14 protein-coding genes are annotated in these 15,290 nt (G+C 64.5%); 7 read left to right on the plus strand and 7 right to left on the minus strand.

Translation table 11 applies throughout. From position 1 onward, the window contains the following. Nucleotides 1-6: 6 nt before the first annotated feature. From C8J98_RS02585 to C8J98_RS02605, 5 genes are read left to right on the plus strand one after another with little or no spacing between them, the layout of a single operon-like run. On the plus strand, nucleotides 7-1,881 hold the full coding sequence (locus C8J98_RS02585; protein ID WP_107910599.1) for a DUF6543 domain-containing protein: 1,875 nt from the start codon (nucleotides 7-9) through the stop codon (nucleotides 1,879-1,881). After that, entirely contained in the window at nucleotides 1,878-3,356 is a 1,479-nt protein-coding gene (locus tag C8J98_RS02590) for a hypothetical protein (RefSeq protein WP_107910601.1), read from the plus strand. The genes C8J98_RS02585 and C8J98_RS02590 overlap by 4 nt, the downstream gene beginning before the upstream one ends. A gap of 48 nt (nucleotides 3,357-3,404) precedes the next feature. Next, the gene (gene ubiE / locus C8J98_RS02595; RefSeq protein ID WP_199229781.1) at nucleotides 3,405-4,154 is read left to right on the plus strand and encodes a bifunctional demethylmenaquinone methyltransferase/2-methoxy-6-polyprenyl-1,4-benzoquinol methylase UbiE; all 750 of its coding nucleotides are present in this window, start codon (nucleotides 3,405-3,407) and stop codon (nucleotides 4,152-4,154) included. A gap of 47 nt (nucleotides 4,155-4,201) precedes the next feature. Continuing rightward, entirely contained in the window at nucleotides 4,202-6,052 is a 1,851-nt protein-coding gene (locus C8J98_RS02600) for a M1 family metallopeptidase (protein WP_107910605.1), read from the plus strand. Between the two features lie 6 nt (nucleotides 6,053-6,058). After that, a complete protein-coding gene (locus C8J98_RS02605) occupies nucleotides 6,059-7,057 on the plus strand; it encodes an alpha/beta fold hydrolase (protein WP_107910607.1) in 999 nt (332 codons plus the stop codon). A gap of 37 nt (nucleotides 7,058-7,094) precedes the next feature. On the opposite strand, the gene C8J98_RS02610 is transcribed toward C8J98_RS02605, so the two are convergent. The 4 genes from C8J98_RS02610 to ttcA form a co-directional block, all read right to left on the minus strand. Beyond that, nucleotides 7,095-7,862, minus strand: a complete 768-nt coding sequence (locus C8J98_RS02610) for a YgjP-like metallopeptidase domain-containing protein (protein WP_107910609.1) — start codon at nucleotides 7,860-7,862, stop codon at nucleotides 7,095-7,097. A gap of 73 nt (nucleotides 7,863-7,935) precedes the next feature. Next, nucleotides 7,936-8,844, minus strand: a complete 909-nt coding sequence (locus C8J98_RS02615) for a recombination-associated protein RdgC (protein ID WP_107910610.1) — start codon at nucleotides 8,842-8,844, stop codon at nucleotides 7,936-7,938. A gap of 75 nt (nucleotides 8,845-8,919) precedes the next feature. Next, a complete protein-coding gene (locus C8J98_RS02620) occupies nucleotides 8,920-10,107 on the minus strand; it encodes an amino acid aminotransferase (protein ID WP_107910612.1) in 1,188 nt (395 codons plus the stop codon). Nucleotides 10,108-10,139: 32 nt separating this feature from the next. Then, complete coding sequence (ttcA, locus tag C8J98_RS02625) at nucleotides 10,140-11,012, minus strand: tRNA 2-thiocytidine(32) synthetase TtcA (protein WP_107910614.1); 873 nt, start codon at nucleotides 11,010-11,012, stop codon at nucleotides 10,140-10,142. Nucleotides 11,013-11,113: 101 nt separating this feature from the next. On the opposite strand from ttcA, the gene C8J98_RS02630 reads away from it, so the two are divergent. Together C8J98_RS02630 and C8J98_RS02635 are read left to right on the plus strand one after the other, a co-directional pair. Further along, entirely contained in the window at nucleotides 11,114-11,320 is a 207-nt protein-coding gene (locus C8J98_RS02630) for a DUF465 domain-containing protein (protein WP_107910616.1), read from the plus strand. Nucleotides 11,321-11,330: 10 nt separating this feature from the next. Further along, the gene (locus C8J98_RS02635) at nucleotides 11,331-11,927 is read left to right on the plus strand and encodes a GNAT family protein (protein ID WP_107910617.1); all 597 of its coding nucleotides are present in this window, start codon (nucleotides 11,331-11,333) and stop codon (nucleotides 11,925-11,927) included. A gap of 11 nt (nucleotides 11,928-11,938) precedes the next feature. Here the strand turns inward: C8J98_RS02635 and C8J98_RS02640 are convergent, their stop codons facing one another. From C8J98_RS02640 to C8J98_RS02650, 3 genes are read right to left on the minus strand one after another with little or no spacing between them, the layout of a single operon-like run. Then, nucleotides 11,939-12,958 (minus strand): HlyD family secretion protein, encoded by a 1,020-nt coding sequence (locus C8J98_RS02640; RefSeq protein WP_107910619.1) that lies wholly within the window; start codon nucleotides 12,956-12,958, stop codon nucleotides 11,939-11,941. Nucleotides 12,959-12,969: 11 nt separating this feature from the next. Next, nucleotides 12,970-13,167 carry a DUF1656 domain-containing protein gene (locus C8J98_RS02645; RefSeq protein ID WP_046966508.1) on the minus strand — a complete coding sequence of 66 codons (198 nt, stop codon included), beginning with the start codon at nucleotides 13,165-13,167 and terminating at the stop codon, nucleotides 12,970-12,972. Then, entirely contained in the window at nucleotides 13,157-15,283 is a 2,127-nt protein-coding gene (locus C8J98_RS02650) for an FUSC family protein (protein ID WP_107910621.1), read from the minus strand. The genes C8J98_RS02645 and C8J98_RS02650 overlap by 11 nt, the downstream gene beginning before the upstream one ends. Between the last annotated feature and the right edge of the window lie 7 nt (nucleotides 15,284-15,290).

Here is a 15,290-nt window from a genome sequence, read left to right on the forward strand (position 1 = left end):
ATCTCCATGGATATGACTCCCCCACAGGTACCACCGCCGCATCTCCAAAGCGTCTATCAGCACGCCTCGGAAGCGTTCGACCGGGTTATCGGTCTGCAGGGCTGGCTCGCTACGGAGCAAGCCAGCCTTCCCGCACTTCCTGACAGCATCGAGCCAGGCACGCTTGCTCCTTACCTTCTCGCCATCGATGCGTATTGGAGTCATCCGCCCGCAGATGGCTCTTTGGCCATATCGCGACGTGTGACGATCGCCAGCCGCATCGCGGCCGGCGCGCGCGATCTCGCCGTGCTTGCTCACCAGGACGGCATACTCGACCCGTCCGAGTTCGCGTTGGTCACCTCGCTGACGTCGGGTACGGGCGCCGATCTTCCTTCCCACCTTAAGGTTCGAGAACTACTGTTCGGCCAGGAAACCTACGCCGGTGTCCTGCTCGTCCAGGACGAACGCGTGCCTGACCACACCCTTGTGTTCTCAAGCGACCATGGCTGGGAATCGTTCCCGCGGTTGGTCGACGCCCATGCCGAGATGGAGCGGCGCGCGCGCAGCGCACTTGTCCTGTCCCCGGATCTTCCCGGCATGGCGCGCCAGCATGTGGCGTCGATCGGTCCCGAGGCGTTCGTCGATTCCCGTGACATCGTCGGCCGCCCCTTCAGCAGACTGGTCGATCGACTGATCGACGTACAGCGTGACAAGCTTCGTCAGGCGTGGTTCGAGTTCTCACTGGACGACGAGGGTAACGCCAGGTCGCGGACGCTGAGGGATACAGCGTTCGACGCCTTGCGCCTGGATGGCATGTTCGATTCAGAGCACGTGCTTGCCATACGCCATGCCGCCCTTATGGAGGCGATCAACGAACAACGGCTCGAGCGCGTTCCTGTCGACGTCGCCGCTGAATGGCGGAACACCGGGAATGTCTATCGTTCCGTATCGGATGCCGTGACCGTCGACGAAGCCACGGCTGGCCTGAGCGCACCGCTGGGCTTGCCAGCGTACGCGTCTGCCGTCATTGCCGAACGCCTGCGCGCACTCGGTATCGCTCATGATCCGGCGGATATCCGGATCAGCATCGATCGTGGCGCCGACCCCGCCGCTCGGCTGGCGTCGCTGCAAGCGCTGTTCGAGGGGCCGACGCCCGAGCACATCAAGCTGGTCGACCTCGCCTACCAGAACATCGCCGCGTTCGATCCGGCAAGGCTCAGCGCACACACGAGCGACGGCACCACCATCGACACGCTGGACGATACAGCCATCCGTCGTCTCGTCCGCGACCTCGATCTTTCGTCGCGGTATCAGGACTACGCAGCCTCGGCATTCCGCACGGGCAATGATGCGGCGATACGCCGTGACCATGCCGCCCGCCTGCAGTCGACACACATGCGTTTCCTCGCTGCAGAGGCACGACTGTCCTACTACCTGGACGATGCGCCGCGCTCGTTTCTCCCCGATCGCTCTGAACGCGGTTACCGCTGGGTGAAGGCCGCACTGGACACGCCAATAGCGGTCGACCGCGCACGCATTGAGGGACATGAGACATCGTTGTGCGCCAGATCACTTACCTCGGCACACCGCTACGCGACATCCTCGCCTTTGGCGTACGACATCCGGCCAGCGTGGCGAGCGTCGTTCTCTACACGCCGGATGCACCCGATGGCCTCACCTTCCGCGAGTTCGCCGACCGGGCCGAAGCCGGCCGACAATTCTTCTATCATCCCGCCTTCCGGGAATACCTTCTCGACAGGCTTCCCGCGGAGTACGCCCACGCACTTCCCAACGGCAGCTCACGCGAGTTCGCCGGTGACAACCTTGCCAACTGGGTATTGGGATCGAGTTCCAACGCCGCTTACACGCGAACCCAGGCGGCCTTCGACGAGCGCGAGGTGAGCGGCGACTTTCTCAGCGCAGCCTATGAGGTGGACGTACAGCTCGGCTTGCGCAACGTACAGGCATTCACGCGCAGTGCGGAGCGGGCGAACTGGACATGGCTGGTGGAGCGTCTGGGCACGACGACAACGCACCGGATCGTCGAGGATGCGGTCAAGGGAATCGTCACGGCACCAGCACGCGCGGCACAGGCGGCGTGGCGTTTCTATGACAACGTCAAGGCGGGGGACCATGCCCAGGCCTTCGTCGACTTCGCGGATTTCTACAACACCTCGCTTTCCGCTGCGCTTCCCGCCTACTCGCTGGGCTCGTCCTCCGTAGGCCATGCCATCACGGGGGCGCGCTTTCGCACCGCTGCCGGACGCCTCGTCGAAGCGAGGCCGGCGGCGCAGCCGGCCGTGATCTTCGAACCTCGCTTTGTCGCAAAGAACATTCGCAAGACGGGCCAGGCCGATCGCGAAGGCGTCTTCACGATCCAGGGCAAGACCTACATCGAACACCGTGGTCAGCTCTACCGGGTCGTTCGCGACCACGACTACGCCACCTGGCGGCTCAGCCGTCCGGAGACAAGCACGACGTTCGGCGGCCCCGCCATCCAGCGTACGTCCGCCGGGACCTGGGCGTATCGCAGGGTCGGACTTCGTGGCGGCAGCGGCCGCGGCCAGGCCGGAATGGCGGAACGGCAGCCAGACCTGTATGACGAACTCCAGGCCGAGGTCGAACTGTCCTTTCCCGACCCCGTAGAACTCGAGCTCGTCGCCAGACGGATAAGGTTCGAGCACACCGCCTACGAAGGCCCCTTGTTGACGCCACCACCTGCCATCTCCCCTGCGCAGCGCCTTCGCTGGAATGACGCCCTCATTCGCGGACGCCTACGCCAGGCCCAGCGCCTCGGAGGCACCGCAAGCGCTGCGCCTGTGGATCTCACCCTCCGGTATGGACGATATCGTTCGATACCGAGGACTGAAGCCCCGGCCGAGCTCTGGTACTACGACAACCGACCCTTCCAGACGAGTGGTCTGGTACGCACCCGCGGTACCAGTGGCTACCTGCTGAGTTCCACGAGCCGCGGATACAGCCTCGACCTGGCTGAGATCACGTCCGGCCTCATCGAACGTGAGATGTATGGCATTCGTCTCACCAGTGTGCCGCCCACGGCGCCGATCGCGCAGATCAACGAAGCGATGGGAGTGCATCACATCACGCGAAGCGGCGGCTTCGCCGTCCGCATCGATCCCTCCAGCCTGTATCAGCCGTTGTCGCCCTACGTGCTCCGGCAATACGGGAGCGCTGGAGTGGCCTCCAGCACCACCGCGGGCCAGTACGCCGGAGGTGTCCCCAACGCGACGCTGCTTGCGCCCAACGGCGGACCGACGAATGTGTTTATTGCACACCCGGTCGGCGGCGGCCCTCTCCGACTGGGCAGGGGCCAGTTCGAGGTGACGAACCGGCTACCGCCGCCGGGTTCCCGCTAAGCCGCCCGTCGGCTGCCGCGGGGAATGAACCGGGGTATCATGCGACGCATGGATTCCCAGAAAACCACCCATTTCGGCTTCCGCGACGTTCCCCTGGCCGACAAGCAAAAGCTTGTCGGCCAGGTGTTCACCTCCGTCGCGCGTAACTACGACCTCATGAACGACCTCATGTCGTTCGGCGTCCACCGTCTGTGGAAACGGCACTTCGTGGCAGTGAGCGGCGTACGCCGTGGCGACCGGGTGCTCGATCTCGCCGGTGGCACGGGCGATATCGCCGCCCTGCTCAAGCCGGTGGTAGGCGACGAGGGTGAAGTGGTGGTGGGCGACATCAACGCCGCCATGCTCGGTGTTGGCCGCGACCGCCTGACCGATCGTGGCCTCGTGTCCGGCCTGCGCTGGGCGCAGATGAATGCGGAAATGCTGCCGTTTCCAGACAACAGTTTCGACGCCGTTACGATTGCCTTCGGCCTGCGCAATGTCACCGACAAGGACAAGGCACTGGCGGACATGCTCCGCATTCTCAAGCCCGGTGGTCGTGCCCTGGTGCTGGAGTTCTCGAAGGTGCAGAGCCCGTTGCTTTCGAAGCTTTACGACGTGCATTCGTTCAAGATCCTGCCACGCCTGGGCAAGCTTTTCGCCGGTGACGCCGACAGCTACCAGTACCTCGCCGAGTCCATTCGCAAGCATCCCGACCAGGAAACCCTGAAGGGCATGATGCTCAAGGCCGGTTTCGGCCATGTCGAAGTCCGCAACCTGACCAGCGGGATCGTCGCGATCCATCGGGCCTACAAGCTCTGACAGCGGTGGCATACTTGGGGCTCTCCTTCCATCGGATGATCCCCTCGATGCGTCTGCTCCCCGTACTTGCCCTCACCATGGCGTTCCCCGTCGTGGCCTTCGCCGCCGACCCTCATTCCTATGCCCAACCTGGCGCGGTCAAGGTCACCCACCTCGATCTCGACCTGAAGCTGGACTTCGGCAAGCGCGAGCTGGCCGGCAACGCCACGCTGAAGCTCGACTGGAAGGACGCCAGGGCAAAGGACCTCGTGCTCGACACGCGCGACCTGAAGATCGCCAGCGTCGAGGCCGTGGACGGCTCGGGCAAGGCTTCACCGCTCAAGTTCGCCCTCGCCCCGCGCGACAAGGAACTCGGCTCGAAGCTGACCATCGAAGCACCGGCCCATCCGGGTAGCGTGCGCATTGCCTATACCACGGTGCCCGAGGCTTCTGGCCTGCAGTGGCTCACGCCGGACCAGACCGCCGACAGGAAGCAGCCCTTCATGTTCTCGCAGTCGGAATCGATCCACGCGCGTTCGTGGGTGCCGCTACAGGACTCGCCTGCCGTCCGCTTCACCTACGACGCACATGTCAGCGCGCCGAAGGATGTACGCGTGGTGATGAGCGCTATCAACGATACGAAGCATCCGCTCAACGGTGATTTCGCCTTCGATCAGCCGCATCCGATTCCGTCGTATCTGCTGGCGATCGCCGCGGGCGATATCGCCGTGAAGGAAACCGGTCCGCGCAGTGCCGTCTATGCCGAGCCCAGTGTGGTCGGCAAGGCTGCGCACGAGTTCGAGGACACCGAAAAGCTGATCGCCACCACCGAGCAACTTTACGGCCCCTATGCATGGGGTCGCTACGACATCCTCGTGCTGCCGCCGTCGTTCCCGTTCGGCGGCATGGAAAACCCGAACATGACCTTCGCTACGCCGACGGTGCTGGTGGGCGACAAGAGCCTGGTCTCGCTGGTGTCGCATGAGCTGGCGCACTCCTGGTCGGGCAACCTGGTGACCAGCGCCGCATGGCGTGACATCTGGTTGAACGAAGGTTTCACCACCTACGTGCAGGGCCGCATCACCGAAGCCGTCTACGGCAAGACGCTCGCCGATGAGGAAGCGTTGCTCTCCGCACGCGAACTGCAGAAGACGATCGGCAACATACCGGTCAACTCGCAGAAGCTCACGCCCGACGCGCGTGGCGTCGGCGCGGACGATTCGCTTTCCTCGGTCGCCTACGACAAGGGCTCATGGTTCCTGCGCACGCTTGAGCAGCGCTTCGGCCGTGAAACCTTCGATACCTACCTGAAGGGTTATTTCGCCCACTTCGCGTTCCAGAGCATCGATACGGACACCATGTTCGCCTACCTCAAGGCCAACCTGCTCGATAAGTACCCGGGCAAGATGAGCGAGGCCGAGGCGCGTGCATGGATCTGGCAGTCGGGTATCCCGAAGGACGCACCTCTGCCGACCTCCGCACGCTTCGATGGCATCGACAAGCAGCGTACCGACTTCCTCGCCGGCAAGCTGTCGGCCGACAAGCTCGATGCGAAGACCTGGAACACCCAGGAGTGGATGTACTTCCTCGACCGCCTGCCGGATGTGACTCCGCTGCCGAAGATCAAGGAAATCGATGCCGCCTGGCATCTCACCGGCACGCCCAACGCCGAGATCGGCATGCGCTGGTATGCGCACGCCATCGCCGCTGGCGACAAGGATGTATGGACTGCCGCTTCCGAGCACATTACCCGCATCGGCCGCCTGTACCTGACCACGCCGGTGTACCGCGCATTCGCCCGCACACCGGAAGGCCTGGCATTTGCGAAAGAAACCTACGCCAAGGCGAAGAATGGCTATCACCCGATGACCCAGCAGGCCGTCGAAGCCATTCTCGCTGGCAAGTCGAAGAAGAAGTAAGCGCCCATGGCCAAGATACCGACACTCGCTTCCGCCGACAGCCGCCCGCTCTGGCAGCGCCTGCTGCTCCGCCGCCTGAAGTTCCTCGTCGTGGTCGCCCTTGTGCTGGGCATCGGCGCCGGCGGCGTCTACCTGATCGCCCCGTCGCTGCTGCTCAAGGCCGACGCGGCGCGCCTGGCCATGTCGGCGCACATGGAGAAGAAGACCGTAGTCGCGGGCGATACGACATGGTCGTATTACGAAGGCGGCGACGGCCCGACCATCGTTCTGTTGCACGGTTTCGCTGCGAACAAGGAAACCTGGCTGACGATGGCCAAGGGCCTGACCGATCACTTCCACGTGATAGCTCCCGACCTGCCGGGCTGGGGAGAATCCTCGCGCAATGAAGGCGGCGATTACGGCATCCCGGCACAGGCGACGCGTCTTGAAGCCTTCGCCACGGCTGTCGGGGCTCAGCACTTCCTGCTTGTCGGCCAGTCGATGGGTGGCGCGGTGGCCGGTGTCTACGCCGATCAGCATCCGGAGCGCGTTGCCAGCCTCGTCTTGATGAGCTCGCTGGGCCTCACCTTCAAGGAAAACGACTTCGTTCGTGAGGTGAAGGCAGGCAAGGATCCGTTCCTCTTCAAGGACCGCGCCGATCTCGAAGCCCTGCTCGGCCGCATCTTCCTGGTAAAGCCGAACATTCCCGGTCGTCTCGAAGACGCACTGCTCGCACGCAACGAGAAGGACCACGACTTCATCGCGCACACCTTCGAGCAGCTGAAGGAACCCGCGCAGGCTTACTCGCTGGATCCGGTGATCGGCAAGCTGCAGATGCCGGTGCTCGGCATCTGGTGCCGTGAAGACAAGATCATCGATGTCTCCGCACTGGATACGCTGCGCAACGGGCTGAAGAGCTCACCCTCGATCGGTGCCACGATCATGAATGGCTGCAACCACATGCCGATGCTCGAGAAGCCGGAAGAGACGGCGAAGATCATCACCGGCTTCGCGCTCGCGCATTGATCCGTCATCACCGACTGAGGCGGCAATGGAAGCCGCCTCAGTCGGCGACGTCAGCGATTAGCCGGTCCAGCTGCATCTTCAATCCGCTCCCGTGCGTACGCAGCCAGGCACGCTGTTCCTTGTAATCGGGGAACACGGTTTCCACCCAATGCCAGAAGCGTGGCGAGTGGTTGCGCACCTTCAGGTGGCACAGCTCGTGGACGAGTACATAGCGAAGAGCCGCGGGTGGCGCGAGGGCCAGCGCGAGATCGAGGTTGATCCTGTCGCGCGTGTCGAGGCTGCCCCACAGGCTTTTCAGCGGGCGTACCTTGAGCGCGGTAGGAGCGGCGTTGATGAGCGGAATGTAGGCGGGCAACCAGCGCGACACGTCCCGGCGAATCTGCGCCTCGAAGTAAGTCGCCAGCAAGCCACGCGCCACCAGCAATGCACGGGTATGCGGTTTCGGAATCACCAGGGTGAGACCCCCGGCGTGCTGGTCGACGCGTGGGTAGGCTCCTTCGGCCCAGTCCAGCGCCACCTCTTCCCCACGAAACGGGAACGTGGCCGGCACGCCGACTTTCAGGCCGGGCAGCGGCGTCGCATCGAGGTGAAACTCGCCGAGCTTCTGTTCGAGCCAGTCGGCATGATGGCGAAGGAACGCCGCCATCTGCGCCGTATGCGTGCCGTTGGGATAGGTAAGGCGAGCGCCCTTGGGGGTGACCGTGAGGCGCAGCCTGCGTGCGCGCGGATGCGCGGATTTAAGCACACGAATGGTGCCGCCCGTCGGGGTCGACAATTCCAGCCATTCGCCTTCTTCAGATGCCATGTCGCGAGTCTCTGGTCGATCCCGACGAACTTGCCACCAAGCCATATCGAATCCTGCGACACCGCCCCCGGGGTTACTCCGGACGCGGCAGCTTGAACCACTCTTCCAGTTTGCCCAGAAGACGCTCGTACTCGAGAGCCATGAGGGCGAAATTCGCGTCCATTTCCGCGGCGGCCGACTCGGGGCTATCCGCCTGTCCGTCGAGCACCACGTCCGTGAACTTGATTTTACGCAGGATCAGGTCTTCCCCGAGCACGAACGAGATGCGGTCGTCGAAGACCAATCCCAACTGGAACACCTGTTTTCCGGTGCGCAGGTGCTCCCGAATCTCATCGGTGTCGAGATCCTGGCGGCGGCAGCGGGCGATGGCGCCCGAGGCGGTCGCCGGGTCGCGCAGCTCGCACTCGTCGCCCAGTACCAGGCCGGCCGGAAGCTCGCCCGTCGCCACCCAATGAGTCATGAGGATGCGCGGTGACTCTTCCGGCGCCAGCGGCACCGCCGGGAAGCTGCCCAGGGCCTCGCGAACCTGGCTTAGGGTGTTCTCAGCCGATTTGCGACTGGAGGTATCCAGCACCAACCAGCCGTTCTTCTTGTCGACGTAACCGGACATGCGCGAGGTACGCACGAAGGCACGCGGCAGCAACTCGTTCATGACGTCGTCTTTCATGCGCTTGCGCTCGCGACCGCTGACCTTGCGGCCCTCCTCGTCGACGATTTTCTGCACACGGTTGGCGATCTCGTCGTTCACCACGGCCGACGGCAGGAGCTTATCCTCGCTGCCCACGGTGACCATGGTGTTGCGGCCCACCATATGGACCAGCGCTTCCTCTTTACGCCCGAGCGGTGAGATGAAGCCGCGCGTCGACATTTCCATCGGACCGACCGGGCGCAGCCGATGCTCGGGCAACGCCTCTTCGAGGCGGTCCAGATCGGTGGCAACGGGGGCGGAGAAGCGGAACAGCGTCAGGTTTCGAAAGAACATGTATCGGGATATCTCTTGCAAATGGAAGGCCGTGGCGAACGGCAGGCGTTCGCCGGCGAAGATGGCGATGGACGGCTAGATGACCCTGGCGATCGCCTCGGCGACGCGGTCGAGATTGCCGTCGTTGAGCGCGGCCACGCAAATGCGGCCCGTGCCTACGGCGTAGATGCCGAACTCCGTGCGCAGGCGATCCACCTGTGCCGACGACAGCCCGGAATACGAGAACATGCCGCGCTGCGCTTCAATGAACCCGAAGTCGCCGTGGGCCGAGAGACGCTGGGTGAGCCCGCGACGCATCGTACGGATGCGCTCGCGCATTTCACCCAGCTCAGCTTCCCACGTGGCGCGCAGATCGTCATGGTTGAGCACCGCAGCGACCACGGCGGCGCCGTGAGTCGGCGGATTGGAATAGTTGGTGCGGATCACACGCTTCAGCTGGGACTGCACACGGTGCGCTTCGTCATGTGAGTCGGTAACGATCGACAGCGCGCCGACGCGTTCGCCGTACAGCGAGAACGACTTCGAGAACGAGCTGGCGACGAAGAACGGGAGGCCGGCATCGGCAAACAGGCGCACGGCGATCGCATCGGCCTCGATGCCATCGCCGAAGCCCTGGTAGGCGATATCGAGGAACGGTACGAGCCCATGCTCGCGCACGACCTCGATCACGCGCTTCCAGTCGTCGGTGCCGAGGTCGACACCCGTCGGGTTATGGCAGCAGGCATGCAGGACGACGATCGCGCCCTTGGGCAACTTCGCCAGTCCACCGAGCATGGCGTCGACATCCACACCGTGGGTGGCGGCGTCGTAATACGGGTATTCCACGACCTGGAAACCGGCGCCTTCGAACAGCGCCCGGTGATTTTCCCAGCTCGGGTTGCTAATGGCGACCGGCACCGAGGGATTCAGGCGATGCAGGAAGTCCGCACCGATCTTCAGCGCACCGGTACCACCCAGCGCCTGCGCGGTGACGACGCGGCGCTCGGCCAGCAAGGACGAGCCGGCGCCGAAGAGCAGCTTCTGCACCGCGGCGTCGTAGAGGGCGATGCCGTCGATGGGCAGGTAACCGCGTGGCAGCTGCGCTTCCAGGCGCGCCTTTTCGGCTGCCCGCACGGCGCGCAGCAGGGGTACGTGGCCATTGGCGTCGTAATAAACGCCGACGCCGAGGTTGACTTTGTCCGGCCGCGTATCGGCGCCGAAGGCTTCGTTGAGGCCAAGGATCGGATCGCGCGGAGCGAGTTCGACAGCGGAGAAGAGGGTCATGGTCGGCGGGCCTTGAAGCGGGTCTTGAATGATCAGTCGTTGTCGTCGCCGGCGTCGCCACCGGCGAGCCAGGCATGGGTGTCGGCGCGCGCCGCTCCCTCGCGTGCGCCCAGCGCCGCGAAGTCGAACAGCTTGCGGTCGGTCAGCTGCGACGGGGCGATGTTGCCCATCGCGCGGAAAATGGTTTCGCTCCGCCCCGGATTGGACTTCTCCCAATCCTCCAGCATGCGCTTGACTACCTTGCGCTGCATGTTCTCCTGCGAGCCGCACAGGTTGCAGGGGATGATCGGGAAGGCGCGCGCTTCGGCGTACGCGGAGATGTCGTCTTCGCGGCAGTAGGCCAGTGGGCGGATCACTACGTGACTGCCATCGTCCGAGAGGAGCTTGGGCGGCATCGCCTTCAGGCTGCCCTGGTAGAACATGTTCAGGAAGAACGTGCCGAGGATGTCGTCACGATGATGGCCGAGGGCGATCTTGGTGATGCCGTTGTCCGAGGCCCACTGGTACAGCGCACCGCGGCGCATGCGCGAGCACAGGCTGCACATGGTCTTGCCCTGCGGAATCACACGTGTGACGACGCTGTAGGTGTCCTGCTCGATGATGTGGAACGGAATGTTTCGTTCGGCCAGGTACTCCGGCAGCACGTGCGCGGGGAAATCCGGCTGTTTCTGGTCGAGGTTCACCGCGATCAGCTCGAAGTGGACGGGTGCCTTCGCCTGCAGCGAAAGCAGCATGTCCAGCATCGTGTAGGAGTCCTTGCCGCCGGAGAGGCAGACCATGATCCGATCGCCGTCTTCGATCATGCCGTAGTCGGCGATCGCCTGGCCGACCTGTCGGCGCAGGCGTTTGGCGAGCTTGCCGGCTTCGTAGGTCTGCTTGCGGGTGACGTCGGGAATGGCGGACATGCTTCGGCGGTGTTCGGGAGGGGCGGCCCCCTATTGTAGCCGCTGCGGGGGACCTCGCCGGGGGTTACACTGTGTCCTTCACCTCCCGCCCGGCCAATGCCATGCAGGTCCAGGATCCCGCCGAACTGAACAAACGGTTGTCCGAGCTCAAGGTCGAGCACCGCGACCTCGACACGGCCATCGACCATCTGGCCGCCTCCATCACCCGGGACGAGCTCCAGCTCACCCGCCTGAAGAAGCGCAAGCTGCTGCTGAAAGACGCCATTTCGCGGATTGAAAGCCGCCTGATCCCCGACCTCGACGCCTGAGATCCGCTCCATGACGCCTGTCCGCCTCGAAAACGCCTACGTCACCCTCGAACCGATGACCCTGGCGCACATTCCCGCGCTGGAGCAGGCTGCCGCCGACGGCAACCTGTGGGACCTCTGGTTCACCTCGGTACCCGGGCCAGGGCGCATGACGGACTACGTCGAATCCGCCCTTCGCGGCCAGGAAGAAGGCCGTATGTCGCCCTGGGTGATCCGCGAGACCGGAACCGGCCAGGTCGTGGGCTCCACGCGCTATTACGAGATCGAGGACGACCCCTCCCGCGTGTCCATCGGCTACACCTGGTACGCGCGCCGCTGGCAGCGCAGCCACGTCAACACGGCGTGCAAGCACCTGTTGCTCGACAACGCCTTCCAGAACGTGGGCGTCGTTGCCGTCGCGTTCCACACGGACGCTTATAACCAGGATTCGCAGCGCGCCATCGAGAAACTCGGGGCAAAGCGCGAAGGCGTCCTCCGCGCGAACAAGCGCCGCCCCGACGGCTCGCTCCGCGACACCGTCTGCTACAGCATCCTCGCCACCGAATGGCCGGACGTGGACAAGTGGCTGCAACTGCGGCTGGCTCGGCTGGCGCCGCCGCACGCCTGAGCCATCGCGGTTTACCGGACGGCAACCGCCTCGGGCCGGGACGGATGCACCACCAGTGTCGCTGTCATGCCTGCCGACAGCACCGTGCCCACGGGCAGATGCTCGGTATCGATCTTTACGCGTACCGGCACGCGCTGCGCCAGACGAACCCAGTTGAAGGTTGGATTCACGTCGGCCAGCAGGTCGCTGCCGGTAGGGTTATCCGCGTCGGTGATGCCACGCGCAATGCTTTCGACAGCGCCCTTGAACTGCACGCCGCCACTCATCAGGCGAATGTCCACGGGATCGCCGATGCGCAGGCCGGGCAGCTTGGTCTCCTCGAAATAGCCGTAGATCCAATAGGAATGGCTGTCGATCAGCGCGAGGCGCGGCGTGCCGGCGTTGGCGTAGTCACCGACGCGCACGTCCAGGTTGGTAACGAAGCCATCGACCGGGGCGAGCACCTGCGTACGGTCCAGATTGAGTTGCGCTGAGGCAAGTTCGACTTCCGCCTGGGCCACCGCCGCGAGCGACTGCTGCTGCGCTGCGCTGGCCTGTTTGGTGCCAGCCAATGTCTGCTGCCAACCCGCCTTAGCAGCGTTCGCAGCGGCCGCCGCGTTGGCCTTGTCCTCGGCCGAGATCACGTTATTGATCAGCTTCTGCCGACGCTCCGACTGCGCCTGGTACATCTCGTAGTTCGCGCGGCTCTGCTCAGCACCCGCGGAAGCTGCGTTGATGCTCGCACCGGCGGCACGCGCGGCCGCCTCGGCGGCATTGAGGTTCGCCTTGGCCTGGGCCACGGCGTTCTCGTAGCGCGCACGATCGACAACGAAGAGCAGGTCGCCTTTCTTCACCGTCTGGTTGTCGATCACGCGCACGTCGGTGACCAGGCCTGCCACGTCGGGTGCGATACGCACGATCTCCGCGCGCACACGGCCATCCCGCGTCCACGGCGAGTACATGTAGTGCTTCCACATGGTGTGCCCGACAAAGGCCGCGACAAGCACGACGATCGCGGTGACGGCGAAACGGATGAGGGTCGGCAATTTCATGGCGGGATCACTCAGAGCAGGAAAAGCGCGCAAGCGCCAAAGACACAGACGAATACAGCCAGGCGAAACAGCGGCGGGTGCCATACCAGGCGATAAAGGCCGAAACGGCCTGCCACCCAGTCAAGCGCCCAGAGCAGCAGCAGGGCCAGGACGAAGAGGACGAGCAGCCCCGGAACGAGGGCGTCGCCGAGGGCGATCTCACGAGGCATGGATGATCTCCTTGGCAAGCGGGGCGTCAGGCATGTACGCGGCGAGGACGGATTCACCGTCGAGCAGTGCCATGCGAACGAGGTGGAGGTGGTCGAGCAGGTGGCGAGCGTCTTCATGTTCGCCAACGCTGGCGATCGCCGTGGCGACGGCGTCGCGCGCCAACAGGTAGCCGGCCGGAGCCGGCTTCTCGTAGAAGCGCGCAAGCGTGTGCAAAGCATCGGTCAGGTAGGGACGCAGTGTGAGCGGAAGGTCGGCGCGAGCCATGTCGTGGCGTAACTCGATCAGCGCGCGACCGGTTTCATGCACCGCCAGCGCCCAGGCGACCAGGGCGCGGGAATCGGCGCTGCCCGGCTCGGTTTGCGCGACCACCTGGCTGACGAGGTCGTGATTCACGCTTTCGAAGCGATGTCGCAGGCCTGGCAGCGGTGCCTCGGCGGCCAGGGCCACCTGACCGCGCAGCCGCACGAGTTGGCGCCGGCGAAGCCACGCGCTGCCGATCGCCGGAGGAATCACGACGAACGAAACCGCCGCTGCCCCGAGCCCCACGACCTGGGCGATGGCATCGTTGATGAAGTGCGCGGGGTCGTAAACCTGCACGTTCTTCAACGCGAGGATGTATGCCAGTCCCATGGCCCAGCCCAGTCCGTACGACGCCAGACGCGGGCTCATCATCATGACCAGCCCGACCGCGAGGAAGGGCGCGATACCGATGACCAGCAAGGGGTATCCGTCCACCTGGGTAAGCACGAAGAATTCGCAGACGAAGCCGGCGGCCATGCCCGAGAGGTAGCCGAGCATCACCATCCAGGTCACGCGTGTCGGATTGGGAATCGTCGCAAATAGCCCGGCGAAAACGGTAGCGAGCAGCATGGCGCTGGAACCCAGCGGCCATGCGCTGTAGATCCAGAATGTGCCCAGGCCCAGCATCGTCAGGGTGGCGCGCAAGGTGGCGATCCCGGCACCCAGAAAGTCGTTTCCGCGATCGAAGCGCACCCGCTCACCCGAGGCGGCGATGACACGTGGCGTCTGCAGCGACGCCGCGGCATCGACATAAGCGTGCAGTTCATCGGCAAACCGCGCCAGCAGCGACGCACCGGTGTCGAAGTCGCGCACATCCTGCGCATCCGTCAACGAGTCGCGCAACGATGGTGTCTGCTTGCGCATCATCTCGCGCGCAGCGACGAGCCGTGGCAGCAATACCCGCGCGACGGCGCCAGCCTCGATCGGCGCGTCGAGCGCCGTACCGACGGGCGCATACAGGCGAACCAGCGTGTCGGCCGCGAGGTCGCGGTGCGCGCGCTTCAGGCGGTTGATCAGGTGGTGCAGCGACTGGAAGCTGGTCGAAGCCGCCATGAAGCGCTGGTTGAACAGGCGCAGGTGGCCACTGCGTGCGCGCGCCTCGGCGTCTTCGAAGATGACCGAGCTGCGCAGGTCCTCGAACGTGACTGCCGCACGGACGAAGCGAAGATGTGCATTTTCCATGGTCTCGCGCGCCACGTTGCCGCGCGTACTGTCGCGGACGAAGGCAACGAAGTGGGAGAACTGCTCGCGGGCGGCGCGACGCAGCACGTCGCGCATCCGGCTCGGGAAGATCACGTCGTTGACGACGCCACTGACGGCGAGACCCAGCAGAACTTCGCTGATGCGCGCCCATGAAGAGTCGAACACGCCTGGCGGGTTGTCGATCACCGGCACCGCCACGATGGCCGCGGTGTAGCCGCCCAGCACGAAGGCGTATGACTTGAAGTTACGGTACAGCGTCGCGCCGCCGGCGCAGAGGCCGATCCACAGCGACAGCGCAAGCAGGAAGAGGTCCCGCTGTTGCGGGAACGAGGCCACGATGGTGATCGCTGCGGCGGCGCCGGCGAGCGTGCCGATGGCGCGATAAAAGCTCTTCGCCAGCACCATGCCGGACTGGCGGTTGGCCACGATGATCGTCGTCAGCATCGCCGTGGACGGTGCCGGCAAGGCGAAGCGCATGGCGATCCAGCCGGTGAGGAAGAAGGCGACCAGCGTCTTCACGACGAACAACCACACGGAAGCCTCCTCGCGCAGGGTCTCGACGACGGCCTGACGGTTGAAGGGTGATGCCATGGAGAGATCGGACGCGGACATGACGAGT

It is taken from the genome of Luteibacter sp. OK325 (genome assembly GCF_003050935.1).
Taxonomy (GTDB): domain Bacteria; phylum Pseudomonadota; class Gammaproteobacteria; order Xanthomonadales; family Rhodanobacteraceae; genus Luteibacter.